The following is a 14,660-nucleotide window of genomic DNA, read 5'->3' as shown; positions in this document are numbered from 1 at the left end:
GCATTCGGCTCCGCGTTCCACCGACTAGTGAACTTTTTGCTCGAATTCGACCCGAATAGGGGAAAGGAAGTTACGTGCTAGACGTCAACTTCTTCGATGAACTCCGGATCGGCCTTGCCTCCGCCGACGACATTCGGCAGTGGTCCTTCGGCGAGGTCAAGAAGCCGGAAACCATCAACTACCGCACGCTCAAGCCGGAGAAGGACGGACTCTTCTGCGAGAAGATCTTCGGTCCTACCCGGGACTGGGAGTGCTACTGCGGTAAGTACAAGCGTGTCCGCTTCAAGGGCATCATCTGTGAGCGCTGTGGCGTCGAGGTCACTCGCGCCAAGGTGCGCCGTGAGCGGATGGGCCACATCGAGCTGGCCGCTCCGGTTACCCACATCTGGTACTTCAAGGGCGTTCCGTCGCGCTTGGGCTACCTGCTCGACCTGGCGCCGAAGGATCTGGAAAAGATCATCTACTTCGCCGCCTACGTCATCGTCGGTGTCGACGAGGAGCTGCGCCACAACGAGCTCAGCACCCTCGAGGCCGAGATGGAGGTCGAGAAGAAGGCGGTCGCCGATCAGCGTGACGCCGACCTGGAGGCCCGCGCCCAGAAGCTCGAGGCCGACCTGGCCGAGCTCGAGGCCGAGGGTGCCAAGTCCGACGTGCGCCGCAAGGTCAAGGACGGCGGCGAGCGCGAAATGCGTCAGCTGCGCGACCGGTCGCAGCGTGAGCTGGATCGTCTCGACGAGATCTGGACCACCTTCACCAAGCTGTCGGTCAAGCAGCTCATCGTCGATGAGGTGCTCTACCGCGAGCTGGTCGACCGCTACGGCGAATACTTCACCGGCGCCATGGGTGCGGAGTCCATCCAGAAGCTGATGGAGAACTTCGACATCCACGCCGAGGCCGAGAACCTGCGGGAGACCATCCGCAGCGGTAAGGGCCAGAAGAAGCTGCGCGCGCTCAAGCGGCTCAAGGTCGTCGCCGCCTTCCAGACCAACGGCAACTCGCCGATGGGCATGGTGCTCGACGCCGTACCGGTGATCCCGCCGGAGCTGCGTCCGATGGTTCAGCTCGACGGTGGCCGCTTCGCGACCTCCGACCTGAACGATCTCTACCGCCGCGTGATCAACCGCAACAACCGCCTCAAGCGACTGATCGATCTGGGTGCGCCCGAGATCATCGTCAACAACGAGAAGCGGATGCTGCAGGAGTCCGTGGACGCGCTGTTCGACAACGGCCGCCGTGGCCGTCCGGTCACCGGTCCGGGTAACCGCCCGCTGAAGTCCCTGAGCGATCTACTCAAGGGCAAGCAGGGTCGTTTCCGTCAGAACCTGCTCGGTAAGCGCGTCGACTACTCGGGCCGTTCGGTCATCGTCGTCGGTCCGCAGCTGAAGCTGCACCAGTGTGGTCTGCCGAAGCTGATGGCGCTCGAGCTGTTCAAGCCGTTCGTGATGAAGCGCCTGGTCGATCTGAACCACGCGCAGAACATCAAGTCCGCCAAGCGGATGGTCGAGCGTCAGCGTCCCCAGGTGTGGGATGTCCTCGAAGAGGTCATCGCCGAGCACCCGGTGCTGCTGAACCGTGCGCCCACCCTGCACCGCCTCGGCATCCAGGCTTTCGAGCCGCAGCTTGTCGAGGGCAAGGCGATCCAGCTGCACCCGCTCGTCTGTGAAGCGTTCAACGCCGACTTCGACGGTGACCAGATGGCCGTGCACCTTCCGCTGTCCGCGGAGGCGCAGGCCGAGGCCCGCATCCTGATGCTGTCCTCGAACAACATCCTGTCGCCGGCCTCCGGCCGCCCGCTGGCCATGCCCCGTCTGGACATGGTGACCGGCCTGTACTACCTGACCCGCCTCGTCGAGGGCGCCAAGGGCGAGTACAAGCCGGCCGGCAAGAACAACGCGGAATTCGGCGTGTACTCCTCGCCGGCCGAGGCGCAGATGGCCGTCGACCGTGACGAGCTGACCGTGCGTTCGCTGATCAAGGTGCGTCTGACCGAGCAGCGTCCGCCGAAGGACATCGAGGACGAGCGCTTCCCGGACGGCTGGAAGCGCGGCGAAGCGTGGACCGCCGAGACCACCCTGGGTCGCGTGCTGTTCAACGAGTTGCTGCCCGCGGACTACGCGTTCATCAACGAGCAGATGCCGAAGAAGCGTCAGGCCACGATCATCAACGATCTGGCCGAGCGTTACCCGATGATTGTCGTGGCGCAGACCGTCGACAAGCTGAAGGACGCGGGCTTCTACTGGGCCACCCGCTCGGGTGTCACGGTCTCGATGACGGACGTTCTGGTTCCGCCGGAGAAGACCGAGATCATGGAGCGCTACGAGGCGCAGGCCGATCAGATCGAGAAGAAGTACCAGCGTGGTGCTTTGGATCACCAGGAGCGCAACAACGCCCTGGTCAAGATCTGGCAGGAAGCGACCGAAGAGGTTGGTACGGCGCTGCGGGCGCACTACCCGCCGGACAACCCGATCATCACGATCGTCGAGTCGGGCGCGACCGGTAACTTCACCCAGACTCGTACCCTCGCCGGTATGAAGGGCCTGGTTACCAACCCGAAGGGTGAGTTCATCCCGCGGCCGATCAAGTCCTCGTTCCGTGAGGGCCTGACCGTTCTCGAGTACTTCATCAACACCCACGGTGCCCGTAAGGGTCTGGCCGACACCGCGCTGCGTACCGCCGACTCGGGTTACCTGACCCGTCGTCTGGTGGACGTCTCGCAGGACGTCATCGTGCGCGAGCACGACTGTGGCACCGAGCGCGGCATCGTGGTGCCGATCGCGGAGAAGATGGCCGACGGCACTCTGATCCGGGATGCGCACGTGGAAACCTCCACCTACGCACGGACACTCGCGACCGACGCGGTCGACGCCAAGGGCAATGTCGTCGTGGCGAAGGGCGCCGATCTCGGCGACCCGGCGCTGGACGCGCTGCTCGGCGCCGGCATCACCGAGGTGAAGGTCCGCTCCGTGCTGACCTGCACCACTGGCACCGGCGTGTGTGCGACCTGCTACGGCCGCTCCATGGCGACCGGCAAGCTGGTCGACATCGGCGAGGCCGTCGGTATCGTCGCCGCGCAGTCCATCGGTGAGCCGGGTACCCAGCTGACCATGCGTACCTTCCACCAGGGTGGTGTCGCGGGCGATGACATCACCGGCGGTCTGCCTCGTGTGCAGGAGCTCTTCGAAGCTCGTGTGCCCAAGGGCAAGGCGCCGATCGCGGAGATCTCCGGCCGCGTGCGGATGGAAGACGACGACCGCTTCTACAAGATCACCATCATCCCGGATGACGGTAGCGAAGAGGTTGTCTACGACAAGCTCTCGAAGCGGCAGCGTCTGCGTGTGTTCAAGCACGACGACGGCACCGAGCGTCTGCTCTCCGATGGTGATCACGTCGAGGTCGGCCAGCAGCTGCTGGAAGGCGCGGCGGATCCGCACGAGGTGCTGCGCGTGATGGGCCCCCGTCAGGTGCAGGTCCACCTGGTCCACGAGGTCCAGGAGGTCTACCGCTCGCAGGGTGTGTCGATCCACGACAAGCACATCGAGGTCATCGTGCGGCAGATGCTGCGGCGCGTCACGATCATCGATTCGGGCGCCACGGAGTTCCTGCCCGGCTCGCTCACCGAGCGCGCCGAGTTCGAAGCCTCCAACCGTCGGGTCGTCGCCGAGGGCGGCGAGCCGGCCTCGGGTCGCCCGGTGCTGATGGGTATCACCAAGGCGTCGCTGGCCACCGATTCGTGGCTGTCGGCGGCGTCGTTCCAGGAGACCACTCGAGTTCTGACGGACGCGGCCATCAACTGCCGCTCCGACAAGCTCATCGGCCTCAAGGAAAACGTGATCATCGGCAAGCTGATCCCGGCCGGTACCGGTATCAACCGCTACCGCAACATCCAGGTGCAGCCGACCGAGGAAGCCCGCCAGGCCGCGTACGCGGTGCCGTCCTACGACGACACCTACTACAGCCCGGACAGCTTCGGCGCCTCCACCGGTGCCGCGGTGCCGCTGGACGATTACGGTTTCAGCGACTACCGGTAATCGGTAGGTAGGCAAGCGCTTTCGGCCCCCGCTCCTCGGAGCGGGGGCCGAAGTGCGTTCCGGGGCCGACCGATTGCGGGCTGATTGCGGTATCGATCATCCGCCTCTGCTCCGCGGAGTACCTTGCGTGGGACACTTGAGTCGAGTGCGGGGTCGGGCGAGCGAAGGAGTGAGAGTGACGGCACTTCCTGAACCGGAGCGACGGGGGTCTGACGCCATCGCGTCGAGGCACCCTTTGACTATCTCCGACTTCCTGGCACTCGGCGAGGACGATCAGTTCCGCTGGGAACTGCAGGAGGGGGTTCTCGTGATGTCTCCGTCGCCGAAGCCTCGGCACAACATGTTCGCCAGCAGACTCAACTATCAACTCGAGCTGCAACTACCTCCCGGACTTGCTTCAGTGCCGGATGTCGATATCGACCTCGAACTCGTATCCGAGAGCGATCCGGCGACCGTCCGTCGTCCTGATCTCGTGGTGGTGGATGCCAGTGCGGTCGACAGGATCGACGAGAAAGGCGGCGTGCTGCGCGCCTCGGATGTCCACCTTGTGGTCGAGGTGGTGTCGCCGAGTTCCCGACGCATGGATTACAAGGTCAAGCGCAGTGAATTCGCCGATGCCGGCATTCGGCACTACTGGATCATCGATCTGGATCCGCCCGCCAGTTTGTTGCCGTTGCGGCTCACCGAGGAACTCGGCTACCTCGACAATGGCGAGGTGACCGGGATCTACACCACCGATCTGCCCTGCCCGCTCAGCGTCGACCTCGATCGTCTCGTGAGCGGGCCACAGCGGTAGCCGACGTTGCCTGAGTGATCCGGACTGCAGTCCGGAACAATTCCATTGTCGTGCCGGTTATTCGGGCATGGAGTCGTTGGTTTCCGAACGTCGCGTCTGGATCGATAAGCAGCATCCGCAGGTGTTCCGCGCGCTGACGGGTGTGGCGGCGCAGGTGCGGGCGGCGGGGGCCGCGGCGGGGCTGGATCGCAGGTTGATCGAGCTGGTCAATGTGCGGGTGTCGCAGATCGACGGGTGCGCTACCTGCTTGGACGTGCATCATCGGGCGGCGCTCGCGGCGGGGGCGACCGAGCAGGAGCTGGCGGTTCTGCCGGCTTGGCGGCGCACCGAGTTGTTCAGCGAGCGGGAGCAAGCGGCACTGGCGCTGGCCGAGATCACCACAGAGTTGCCGGACGAGGCGGCGATGGCGCGCGAGTACGCTTTTGCGCGCCGATATCTTTCCGATGAGCAGATGTCCGCCGTGATCTGGGTGGCGACGACGATCGCCGCGTTCAACCGCGTTTCCATCATGAGCAGTCACCCGGTACGAGCACAGAAGGAGCAGCACATGACTGATTCGACGCCCGAGGCCACGGTCGCCCGCAACGCCGAGAAGAAGCGGTACGAGATCTCCTACGACGGGAAGCTCGCGGGGTTCGCCGAGTACGAAGAGCGCGGCGACGAAACCGTATTCACCCACACCGAGATCGACGACGCGTTCGCGGGCAAGGGGCTCGGGAAGGTACTGGCCAAGGCGGCCATCGAGGACACGATCGAGCTGGAGCGGGTGATCCGGCCGCTGTGCCCGTTCACCAAGGCCTACTTGGAGAAGCATCCGGAGTACGACGCGCACGTTGTTGGCAAGGGTGTCACTCGTGAGTGAGCGCAGCGAGCGAACCATCGGCGCAGCGTGCTCGCTCGCGACGGAGCTGAGCGTCAGCGAGGCGCAGTCGTGAGTGATCTGGAAGAGCATCCCGCGGAGCAGCTTTGCGAGCCCTCCGCGGGGCCCGGCCCGGTCACCGAGCTGTTTCCGGCGCGTGAGGTGCCGTTGGGCGGGGTGCGGGGCGTGTTCGTCGAACGTGTACTGCCGCAACGGGATCTGCCGACGGTCGGCGCGTGGTGCTTCTTCGACCATTTCGGTTCGCCGACAGTCACCAAGACCGATGCGCCGCCGGATATCGATCCGCACCCGCACATCGGGCTGCAGACGGTGACCTGGCCGTTCACCGGCCAGATCCGGCATCGCGATTCGGTCGGCTCGGATGCCGAGATCCACCCCGGCCAGCTGAACCTGATGACTTCGGGACGCGGGATCGCGCATTCGGAGTACTACTCCCCGGATGCACCGGCCAGTCACGGCTTGCAGCTCTGGATCGCGTTGCCCGGCAACGCGACACAGGTCGAACCGCACTTCGAACAGCATCGCGACCTGCCGGTGTATCGGGCCGTAGGCGTCCAGGCGATCGTGTTGATCGGTTCGCTCGCGGGCCGCACCTCACCGGCGCGGGCGTACACCCCGATCATCGGCGCCGATGTCCGGGTGGAGCCGGGCGCCGAGATCACGCTGCCACTGAACCCGGGTTTCGAGCATGCGGTGATGCTGATCGAGGGCGACGCGACGATCGAGGGTATCGAACTCGCCCCGGGCCCGTTGCTCTACCTGGGCACCGAACGAAAAGAACTGCGGCTCAACACCGCTGCGGGCGCGCATTTTCTGCTGATCGGCGGCGAGCCGTTCGGCGAGGAACTGGTGATGTGGTGGAACTTCGTGGGCCGCAGCCACGAAGAGATCGTCACGGCCCGAAACGACTGGGAGGACCGCAATGTCGAGCGGTTCCCGGACATCGCGGGTCATACTCCGGACCAGCGCATCCCGGCTCCGCCGCTGCCCGCTCTGCATCTGAAGCCGCGCAAGCGCCGCGTCGCCGGCGCGGACCATACCTGAATTCAGCTGCTGCGCACGGGCATTCGGCCTCCGTCCCCGTTTCGGGTGGAGGCCGAACCGTGCCCGCGCGGCTCAGGCCGCCAGCAGTCGATCCAGCGCCAGGTAGCTCTCGGTCATCCCGGCTTCCATGCCGGAGCCCAGCATCCCGTCGCGTTCTTCCTGAGTGTGGAAGAGGCTGTCGGTGACCACCTTCGTACGACCGTCGCCGAGGTCGACGAAGGTCGTGGTGTCGATGGTGATGTGGGCGGGCATGCCGTCCCATTCGAAGGACTGCACGATCCGTTCCCGCGGGGTGATCTCCCGGAACCGTCCCTCGAAGCCGTGGGTGTCGCCGTCGGAATGTTCGACGAAGCGCCAATGCCCGCCTTTGCGGAATTCCCAGCGCTCGATATCGAGCTGGTGACCCCGGCCCCACCACTGGGCCAGCTGCTCGACCCGGCTGTAGGCGGCCCACACGCGATCGAGTGGGGCGTCGAAGATGCGCTCGACGTGGCAGTCTCGATCGCCGGTGGTGGTGACGACGACGTCTTTCGTAGGTGTGCTCATTGGTTGTGCTCCGTTCGCTCGAGAAATTCACCGAGACGGTCCATCCGGGCTTCCACCATGCGCCGATAGTTCTGCAGCCACGCCACTTCGCGGTTGAAAATGTCCTCTCCGAGCTGGCAGTACCGGACTCGGCCGCGTTTTTCGGTGACGATCATGCCCGCGTCCTCCAGCAGCTGCAGGTGCTTCTTGATGCCGGTAAGTGTCATCTCGAAGCGTTCAGCCAGCTCGGTGACGGACGCGGGCCCACGCCCGAGGTGCTCCAGGATCCCTCTGCGAGTGGGATCCGCGAGCGCCGCGAATGATGCGCCTAGGAAGTCATACTGAACCATCTAGTTCAGTGTTGCGCGGCATGCTGCCGATGTCAATAGGGTGTCGACCAAGGTGTCGGCCTACTGCCACGGTGTGGGCATCAATGCGTCAAACAGCTTCTAGCCCTGCTGAAGTCGGCGTGCGGCCGGTATCTTCGTACGGACGAACTGGCGCTACGGGAAGTACTTATGAGGATCAGCAGAATTACCGCCACCGCAATTCTGACCTTGGCGGCCACGGGCCTGGCGAGTGGGGTGGTGCACGCCGAGCCGGCGCCCGCGCCGCCCGCGCAGGTCAGCCCGGTCGACGACAGCCCGCTCGACCTGCGGGGCAGCTTCAAGGAGGTCGCCTACCAGGTCGCGGTCGCCGAGGATCGCAAGTCCACGATCACCACCCTGGAGAACGGCCGCTTCGCGCTCGTCGCGGACAGCAAGGTCGTGACCGTCACCGACAACGCCGGGCAGATCATCGCGGCGCTGCCGATGACGATCGACGTCGAAGGTCACAAGATCGACCTCCGCCCGGTGATCGAAGAAGCGGGCACCCGCCTGTCGCTCGCGCCGAACAGCCCGTCCGACGCCCCGGTGCGCGACATCAGTTCGCAGGAGCGCTTTTTCGCCGATATCGAGCGCTACCAGCCGCAGATCCTGCAGGGCGCGGCCATCGGGGCGGTGATCGGCTTCCTGGTCGGATTCCCGTTGGGGCTGTTCGTCTTCGACGTGATCACCGTCCCGATCACCACCGTCGTCGGTGGCGTCATCGGCGCCTTCGCCGGTCTGTACCAGGCCGGCGGGCAGGAGTCCGTCGATGCCGCCATCGCCTATTTGACCGGGCAGCCATAAAACTGCCGTAGCTATTGCGACGCTCGTCACACTCCGGCTATCCTCAGCAAATTCTGACACCCGCCGGGTTCAGATTTCCGGCTAGGGATAGCCGGATGAGTGATGAGGACACTGCATGAATTCTCCACTGGTATCGGTGGCGCTTCCGTTGGCGCTGGCCGTGATCATGTTCGGCCTGGGACTGTCGCTGACCGTCGAGGACTTCCGGCGCATCGCGTCGAATCCGAAGCCGGTGGCCATCGCGCTGGCCTGCCAGCTGGTGCTGCTGCCCGCGGCGGCCTTCGGGTTGGTGCTGCTGTTCGATCTGTCCCCACTGCTCGCCGTCGGAATGATGTTGCTGGCGGCCTCGCCCGGCGGCACCACCGCGAACCTGTTCAGCCACCTGTTCCGCGGCGATGTCGCGCTGAATGTGTCACTGACAGCGGTGAATTCGATCGTCGCCGTGGTAACCCTGCCGCTGGTCACCAATTTCGCCATCGACTACTTCGAGCCGGGCGGCAGCGCGGGCCAGGTCGGGCTGCAATTCGGTAAGGCCGCACAGGTTTTCGCGATCGTATTGATCCCGGTCGCCCTGGGCATGGTCACCCGGCACCGGGCTCCCGGCTTCGCCGAACGGATGGATCGCCCGGTCCGGATCGGCTCCGCGGTCACCCTGCTGCTGGTCATCCTGGGCACGATGCTGGCCGAACGCGAGAACCTGACCGGCTACCTGGTCGACGTCGGCGCCGTCACCACGCTGTTCTGCCTGATCAGCCTGACCGCCGGGTACTTCGTGCCGCGCTGGCTCGGAGTGACCGACCGCCAGGCGATCGCCTGCTCGATGGAGATCGGCATCCACAACAGCACGATCGCGATGACGGTGGCGATCAGCGTCCTCGACAGCACCGAAATGGCCGTTCCGGCAGCGGTTTACGGAGTGCTGATGTTCCCGCTGGCGGCCGCTGTCGGCTGGCTGGTCACCCGGCGCACCGCGCGGGCGGCCGAGGCGCCCGCGCAGGCGTAGGGATCACTTCCGGCGTGGCCGCAGCACGGCGGTGAAAGCCGAAGCGGCCACCTTCTTTCCGGTGCTGTCGGTGATGGTCACCGGCACTTCCAGCTCGATGTCGACCCGGTCCGCGATCTGCGCGCGGACCTTCTCGAGGGCTTCCGCCTCGATCTCGGAGATCGCCAGGAACGGCCCGGCCTCGCCTTTGGCGCGCGCCAGGTATTCGATCCGCCCGTTCCTGGCGACGATGAACGTCTCGCTCATCAGGTCCACGATCCCCGACACCGACGCACCCATCGCGGCGGTCTCCGCCAGCCCGAAAAGCACTGCGGCGTGCAGATCCCCGTTGTGGTTCAGATGCTCCGGCTTCGGCTCGAGCGACACCACGTTGCGGCCCGGCCCGAACTCCACGCCTTCGATGCCGGCGTACTGGATGAATCCCAGCTTCTGGAATCCAGCCATCACCATTTCGCCCACGGCCGCGCTGTCCATCGAAACTCCCGCAATCACCAGAAATGAAACCTGTTCTAGTTTCATACCCCGTAAAGCGCCGGTTGTCCATGCCTGGGACGTGGAACCGCCGGCTACTCCCGGCCGGCGGAGGTGAAGGACATGTCCGCGTAGCGGGGGCCGGCGACCTTGTCGGCGATCGGCTCGAGCGTCGACAGTTCGTCGGCGGTCAGAGCCAGCGTCGCGGCGTCGACGTTCTCCGCCAAGCGATTTCGGCTGCGAGTGCCCGGGATCGGGACGACCGGCAGGTTGTGCACGCCGGCCTGGGCGTGCACCCACGCCAGCGCGACCTGGGCCTGGGTGACGCCCCGGGCCGCGGCGATGGCGGCCAACGGCGCCAGCAGTTCGGTGTTGTGCGCGGCGTTGTCGCCGGTGAAGCGCGGCATGTTGCGGCGGTAGTCCTTCGGGTCCGCGGTGATCGGCTTGCCGGTGAGGAAGCCGCGGCCCAGCGGCGAGTACGGCACGAACGCGACGCCGAGTTCGGCGGCGGCGGGCACGGCGGTGCGCTCGACGTCGCGGGAGAACAGCGACCATTCGGACTGCACGGCCGCGATCGGGTGCACGGCGTGGGCGGCGCGCAGTTCGTCGCCGGTCACCTCGGACAGGCCGAGCGCCCGGACCTTGCCCGCTGCGACGAGCTCCGCCATGACCCCGACGGTGTCCTCGATCGGCACCTGCGGGTCGCGGCGGTGCATGTAGTACAGATCGATGACGTCGACGCCGAGCCGTTTCAGGCTGCCGTCCACGGACTTACGGATGTAGCCGGGGGAGTTGTCGAAACCGCGGTAGGCGGGGTCCTCGGCCTTGCGGACGATGCCGAACTTGGTGGCGAGCACCACCCGGTCCCGGTTGGCGCGCACGAAATCGCTGAGCAGTTCCTCGTTGTGGCCGGAACCGTAGATGTCGGCGGTGTCGAACAGGGTGATGCCGAATTCCAGCGCGCGGTCCAGCGTCGCGCGGGATTCGGTGAGGTCGGACTCGCCGTAGAACTCGCTCATCCCCATGCAGCCGAGGCCCTGCCCGCCGACCTCGATGCCGTTGGTGCCGAGAGCTGTGACCGGAAGCGTCATTTCGGATTTCCTTTGCTGTCGTGCGCGATGAGTAAGGCCGGCCGGGCCACCGAGTTGTCACCGGAATACAGGGCGATCTTGTAATCCAGCACCTCGACGGTCCGGCGGAGTTCCTCGATCTGGGCGAGCACTTCAGCGCGGGTGTTCCGGAACATCTGCAACCGTTCCGGCAGCGTCGCATCGCCGGACCGCACCAATTCGGCGTAGCGGACCATGTCGGCGACCGACATCCCGGTGGTGCGCAGGCGCCCGATCAGCGCCAGCCACTCCAGGTCGCGGTTGCTGAACCGGCGCTTTCCGGTGTGGTCGCGGCCGACGTAATCCATCAGCCCGATCCGTTCGTACCAGCGCAGGGTGTCCCGGCTCAGCCCGGATCGCTCGGCGACCTCGCCGATCGAATACCGTGGCCGATCGTGGTCACTGACACTGCTCTGACCTGCCGGAAGACCCATCTACCCTCGCCCTTCTCGAAGAACATGACCGACGCTACTCACCTGGAGTGCACTCCAAGCAAGGCCAATTCTTCACGAAGTCGCGGGGGTGCTGCTCAGTCGTACTTCGGCAGCTGCTGGATGGCCCATTTGTTGCCGTCGGGGTCGGCGAAGAAGGTGAACAGACCCCAGCCGAAGTCCTTGACCGGGGTCGCCTCCACCCCGGCGGCGACCAGGTGCTGGTAGGCCTTTTCGGCGTCGGCGACGACGATCTGCATGCCCTCGACGCTGCCCGGAGCCGCCTCGGTGAGGCCGGTGCCGATGCAAATCGAGCAGGCTGAGCCCGGCGGGGTCAGCTGCACGAAGCGGACGTCGGCGCTGGGGGAGTGATCGTGGTCGGCGTTGAAGCCGATCGAGGTGTAGAAATCCTTCGCACGGTCGACGTCGGTGACGGGAATTGCGATGAGTTCGATTTTCCAATCCATCGCCTCAGCCTCCCACCGGGCACCGCCGCACGCAGCGGAAATCGGCCGATTCCCAGACATCGGGACGGCCCCGATTTCCCGGCCTACCCTGGGGACCATGGCTAAGGAAATTGATCGTGTCCGGGCTCGTTCGGCTTTGGCCACGGTCCGGGAAAGTCCCTTCATCACCGCGGTCGCGGTGGCACCGGTATTGCTCGCGCTCGGCGTGGTGTGGTGGTTGACGAACGGGTTCGTCGCCTTCGTGCTGCTGCTGATCCTCGGCGTCGTCGTCGTGGTCGGCGGCAAGCTGCTCAAATAGTCAGCGCGGCACGTGGAAGTGGGTGAGTTCGCCGGTACCCGGATCCACTTCGGCCCACGGCCGGTCGAATTCGAGTACCGCCAGCGCTGAAGTGGGGAATTTCCTGCTGAGCTCGATCGCCTGATCGGAGTTCCGGTTCGCCGCCAGCTCCCAGGCGGTCCACGGCATTCCCGGCGCATGGCCGATCAGCAGCACGGTGGACACGTCCTCGTCGCTGAGCTGGACCAGTTCGATCAGCGTGCGCGGGGACGCCTCGTAGATGCCGCGCTCGAACACCACGGGGGCGTCGATTCCGGTGGCGGTCAAGGTTTCCCGTGTCCGTACCGCCGTGGAGCAACGCACCGCGTCGATCGGCGGCTGGGTCGCGCGCAGCCATTCCCCCGCCAAGCCGGCCTCGCGCTGCCCGCGCGGCGCCAGCGGGCGCTCATGGTCGCCGACACCGTCCGGATAACTCGACTTGCCGTGCCGCAGGAGGATCAGGGTCCGCACCATGCGCCCTACCGTAAGGCCGATCGCTGTTCGTCTCACGATGTGGTGGGGGATTGACGCGTACAAGATCCGCTGTGATAGGACCGTGGCAGTCCGGAGAGAGGCGTGCGCCACTCTTCAGGCACACTGAAAGCGGCGTCACAACCGCGCGAAGCCCGACCCCGTGACACCACCGGTCCACCGCAAACCCCCCCGGGTGGCATACAGCCCACGCACATTTCGAGGATCTGCACACTATGGCCTACGTCATCACGCAGCGTTGTTGCAACGACGCCAGCTGCGTCACCGAGTGCCCGGTCGATTGCATTCGTCCCACCCCGGACCAGCCGGAGTTCGCGACGACCGAGATGCTCTACATCGATCCCGACACCTGCATCGACTGCGGGGCCTGTGTCGACGCGTGCCCGGTGGAGGCCATCTTCTCCGAGGACGATCTGACGGCATCGCTGGCGCGCTACAAAGACATCAATGCCGCCTACTTCGAGCGGCACCCGCTGGAATCGAACTTCGATCCGATCGTGACGCCCGCGCGTCCGCCGAAGGAACTCGGCACATTGCGGGTCGCCATCGTCGGGGCCGGGCCGGCCGCCTGCTACGCGGCCGACGAGCTGCTGCGGCGCTGCGATGTCGAGGTCGAGATGTTCGACCGGCTGCCGACCCCGTGGGGTCTGGTGCGCAACGGCGTCGCCCCGGATCACCCCGGCACCAAGACGGTGTCGAGCCTGTTCGAGTCCGCGTTCCGGCGCGAGACCCTGCAGTACTACCTGAATGTGGAAGTGGGCACCCACATTTCGCACGAGGAGCTGCTGCAGCACCATCACGCCGTCCTCTACGCGGTCGGCGCCCAGTCCGACCGCCGCATGAATGTGCCCGGTGAGGACCTGCCCGGTAGTCATTCGGCCACCGAATTCGTCAACTGGTACAACGGCCATCCCGATTTCGCCGACCGCCAGTTCGACCTGTCCGCCGAGCGCGCCGTCATCGTCGGCAACGGCAATGTCGCCCTCGACGTGGCCCGCGTGCTCACCGTCGACCCGGACGAACTCGCCAAGACCGATATCGCCGATCACGCCCTGGATGCGCTGCGCCGCAGCAATATCCGCGAGGTCGTCGTGCTCGGCCGGCGCGGCCCGCTGCAGGCGGCCTACACCTCGCCGGAGTTCCTGGCGCTGGCGCACCTGAAGGGTGTGGACATCGTCGTCGAGGACGCCGACCTGGAGCTCGACGACGCCAGCCGGGCGGTGCTCGACGATCCGGAGGTGGAGCCGCACCTGCAGCTCAAGTACACCCTCGCCAAGGAGTACGCCGCGGGCCGCCGCGATCCGGCCAACCGCCGCATCGTCTTCCGCTACCTCGGCTCCCCGGCCGCCGTCACCGGCACCGACAAGGTCGAGGGCATCGAGTTCGTGCACAACGAACTGGTCGAAGAGGGCGGTCAGGTCGTGGCCCGCGCCACCGACCGCACCGAAAGCCTGGACGCCGGCCTGGTGCTGCGCTCCATCGGCTACAAGGGCGAGCCGGTCGCCGACCTGCCCTTCGACGAGGGCCGCGCCGTGGTCCCCAACGAACACGGCCGGGTCATCGGCGAAGACGGCGCTCCCGTCCCCGGCGTCTACGTCAGCGGCTGGATCAAGCGCGGTCCCCGCGGCGTCATCGGCTCCAACCGCACCGACTCCGAAGAGACTGTGGAACAACTCGTCTCGGACTTCACCAGCGGCAAACTGAACAAGCCCCAAGCCGACCGCGCCGCCCTCAAGGCCCTGGTCGCCGAGCGTCAGCCCGACCTGGTGGATCGCGAGGGCTGGAAGTCCATCGATCAGGCGGAGAAGACCGCGGGCAAGTCCGCCCGCCGCCCGCGCGTCAAGTTCACCACCCGCGAAGACCTGCTGAAAGCCGCTCGCGGCTGAGATATTTCGCTCGATGGCCGGTCGGATCCACTAGGGATCC

The 14,660-nt window shown here is 65.9% G+C and carries 15 protein-coding genes and 1 pseudogene; 9 read left to right on the top strand and 7 right to left on the bottom strand.

Annotated features, from left to right (window positions below; translation table 11 throughout):
* The first annotated feature begins 74 nt into the window (after positions 1-74).
* From IBX22_RS14255 to IBX22_RS14240, 5 genes and pseudogenes are all read left to right on the top strand, one after another.
* A complete protein-coding gene (locus IBX22_RS14255) occupies positions 75-4,028 on the top strand; it encodes a DNA-directed RNA polymerase subunit beta' (RefSeq protein WP_194816067.1) in 3,954 nt (1,317 codons plus the stop codon).
* A gap of 145 nt (positions 4,029-4,173) precedes the next feature.
* Positions 4,174-4,824 carry a Uma2 family endonuclease gene (locus tag IBX22_RS14250; RefSeq protein WP_309234609.1) on the top strand — a complete coding sequence of 217 codons (651 nt, stop codon included), beginning with the start codon at positions 4,174-4,176 and terminating at the stop codon, positions 4,822-4,824.
* A 67-nt stretch (positions 4,825-4,891) separates the two neighbouring features.
* Positions 4,892-5,362, top strand: a pseudogene (locus tag IBX22_RS38305) (carboxymuconolactone decarboxylase family protein); the annotation flags it as partial.
* 9 nt (positions 5,363-5,371) lie between these two features.
* Positions 5,372-5,686: a GNAT family N-acetyltransferase gene (locus IBX22_RS38300; RefSeq protein WP_309234749.1), complete on the top strand. Its 315-nt coding sequence runs from the start codon at positions 5,372-5,374 to the stop codon at positions 5,684-5,686.
* A gap of 69 nt (positions 5,687-5,755) precedes the next feature.
* Positions 5,756-6,748 (top strand): pirin family protein, encoded by a 993-nt coding sequence (locus IBX22_RS14240; protein WP_194816065.1) that lies wholly within the window; start codon positions 5,756-5,758, stop codon positions 6,746-6,748.
* A 72-nt stretch (positions 6,749-6,820) separates the two neighbouring features.
* Here IBX22_RS14240 and IBX22_RS14235 read toward each other — a convergent pair whose 3' ends face one another.
* Both IBX22_RS14235 and IBX22_RS14230 read right to left on the bottom strand, forming a co-directional pair.
* The gene (locus IBX22_RS14235) at positions 6,821-7,294 is read right to left on the bottom strand and encodes an SRPBCC family protein (protein WP_194816064.1); all 474 of its coding nucleotides are present in this window, start codon (positions 7,292-7,294) and stop codon (positions 6,821-6,823) included.
* Entirely contained in the window at positions 7,291-7,623 is a 333-nt protein-coding gene (locus tag IBX22_RS14230; RefSeq protein ID WP_194816063.1) for a metalloregulator ArsR/SmtB family transcription factor, read from the bottom strand. Before IBX22_RS14230 ends, IBX22_RS14235 begins: the two co-directional genes overlap by 4 nt.
* 168 nt (positions 7,624-7,791) lie before the next feature.
* On the opposite strand from IBX22_RS14230, the gene IBX22_RS14225 reads away from it, so the two are divergent.
* Positions 7,792-8,445 carry a hypothetical protein gene (locus IBX22_RS14225; protein WP_194816062.1) on the top strand — a complete coding sequence of 218 codons (654 nt, stop codon included), beginning with the start codon at positions 7,792-7,794 and terminating at the stop codon, positions 8,443-8,445.
* A gap of 115 nt (positions 8,446-8,560) precedes the next feature.
* Entirely contained in the window at positions 8,561-9,448 is an 888-nt protein-coding gene (locus IBX22_RS14220; protein ID WP_194816061.1) for a bile acid:sodium symporter family protein, read from the top strand.
* 3 nt (positions 9,449-9,451) lie between these two features.
* Here the strand turns inward: IBX22_RS14220 and IBX22_RS14215 are convergent, their stop codons facing one another.
* The 4 genes from IBX22_RS14215 to IBX22_RS14200 all read right to left on the bottom strand — a co-directional run bounded on the left by IBX22_RS14215 (position 9,452) and on the right by IBX22_RS14200 (position 11,926).
* Positions 9,452-9,922: a PaaI family thioesterase gene (locus IBX22_RS14215; RefSeq protein WP_194816060.1), complete on the bottom strand. Its 471-nt coding sequence runs from the start codon at positions 9,920-9,922 to the stop codon at positions 9,452-9,454.
* A gap of 92 nt (positions 9,923-10,014) precedes the next feature.
* On the bottom strand, positions 10,015-11,010 hold the full coding sequence (locus tag IBX22_RS14210; protein ID WP_194816059.1) for an aldo/keto reductase: 996 nt from the start codon (positions 11,008-11,010) through the stop codon (positions 10,015-10,017).
* Positions 11,007-11,462, bottom strand: a complete 456-nt coding sequence (locus tag IBX22_RS14205; RefSeq protein WP_194816058.1) for a MerR family transcriptional regulator — start codon at positions 11,460-11,462, stop codon at positions 11,007-11,009. The genes IBX22_RS14210 and IBX22_RS14205 overlap by 4 nt, the downstream gene beginning before the upstream one ends.
* 95 nt (positions 11,463-11,557) lie before the next feature.
* Positions 11,558-11,926 (bottom strand): VOC family protein, encoded by a 369-nt coding sequence (locus IBX22_RS14200; protein ID WP_194816057.1) that lies wholly within the window; start codon positions 11,924-11,926, stop codon positions 11,558-11,560.
* Positions 11,927-12,023: 97 nt separating this feature from the next.
* Between IBX22_RS14200 and IBX22_RS14195 the strand changes: the two genes are divergently transcribed.
* Positions 12,024-12,224 (top strand): hypothetical protein, encoded by a 201-nt coding sequence (locus IBX22_RS14195; protein ID WP_194816056.1) that lies wholly within the window; start codon positions 12,024-12,026, stop codon positions 12,222-12,224.
* Here IBX22_RS14195 and IBX22_RS14190 read toward each other — a convergent pair whose 3' ends face one another.
* Complete coding sequence (locus IBX22_RS14190; RefSeq protein WP_194816055.1) at positions 12,225-12,716, bottom strand: histidine phosphatase family protein; 492 nt, start codon at positions 12,714-12,716, stop codon at positions 12,225-12,227.
* Positions 12,717-12,949: 233 nt separating this feature from the next.
* Between IBX22_RS14190 and IBX22_RS14185 the strand changes: the two genes are divergently transcribed.
* Entirely contained in the window at positions 12,950-14,620 is a 1,671-nt protein-coding gene (locus IBX22_RS14185; RefSeq protein ID WP_194816054.1) for an FAD-dependent oxidoreductase, read from the top strand.
* The last annotated feature ends 40 nt before the right edge of the window (positions 14,621-14,660 follow it).

The sequence above is a fragment of the Nocardia sp. XZ_19_385 genome (assembly GCF_015355755.1).
In the GTDB taxonomy this organism is placed as follows: domain Bacteria; phylum Actinomycetota; class Actinomycetes; order Mycobacteriales; family Mycobacteriaceae; genus Nocardia.
Note: the sequence above shows the minus strand (reverse complement) of the source record. Positions and strands in the feature narration are given on the sequence as shown.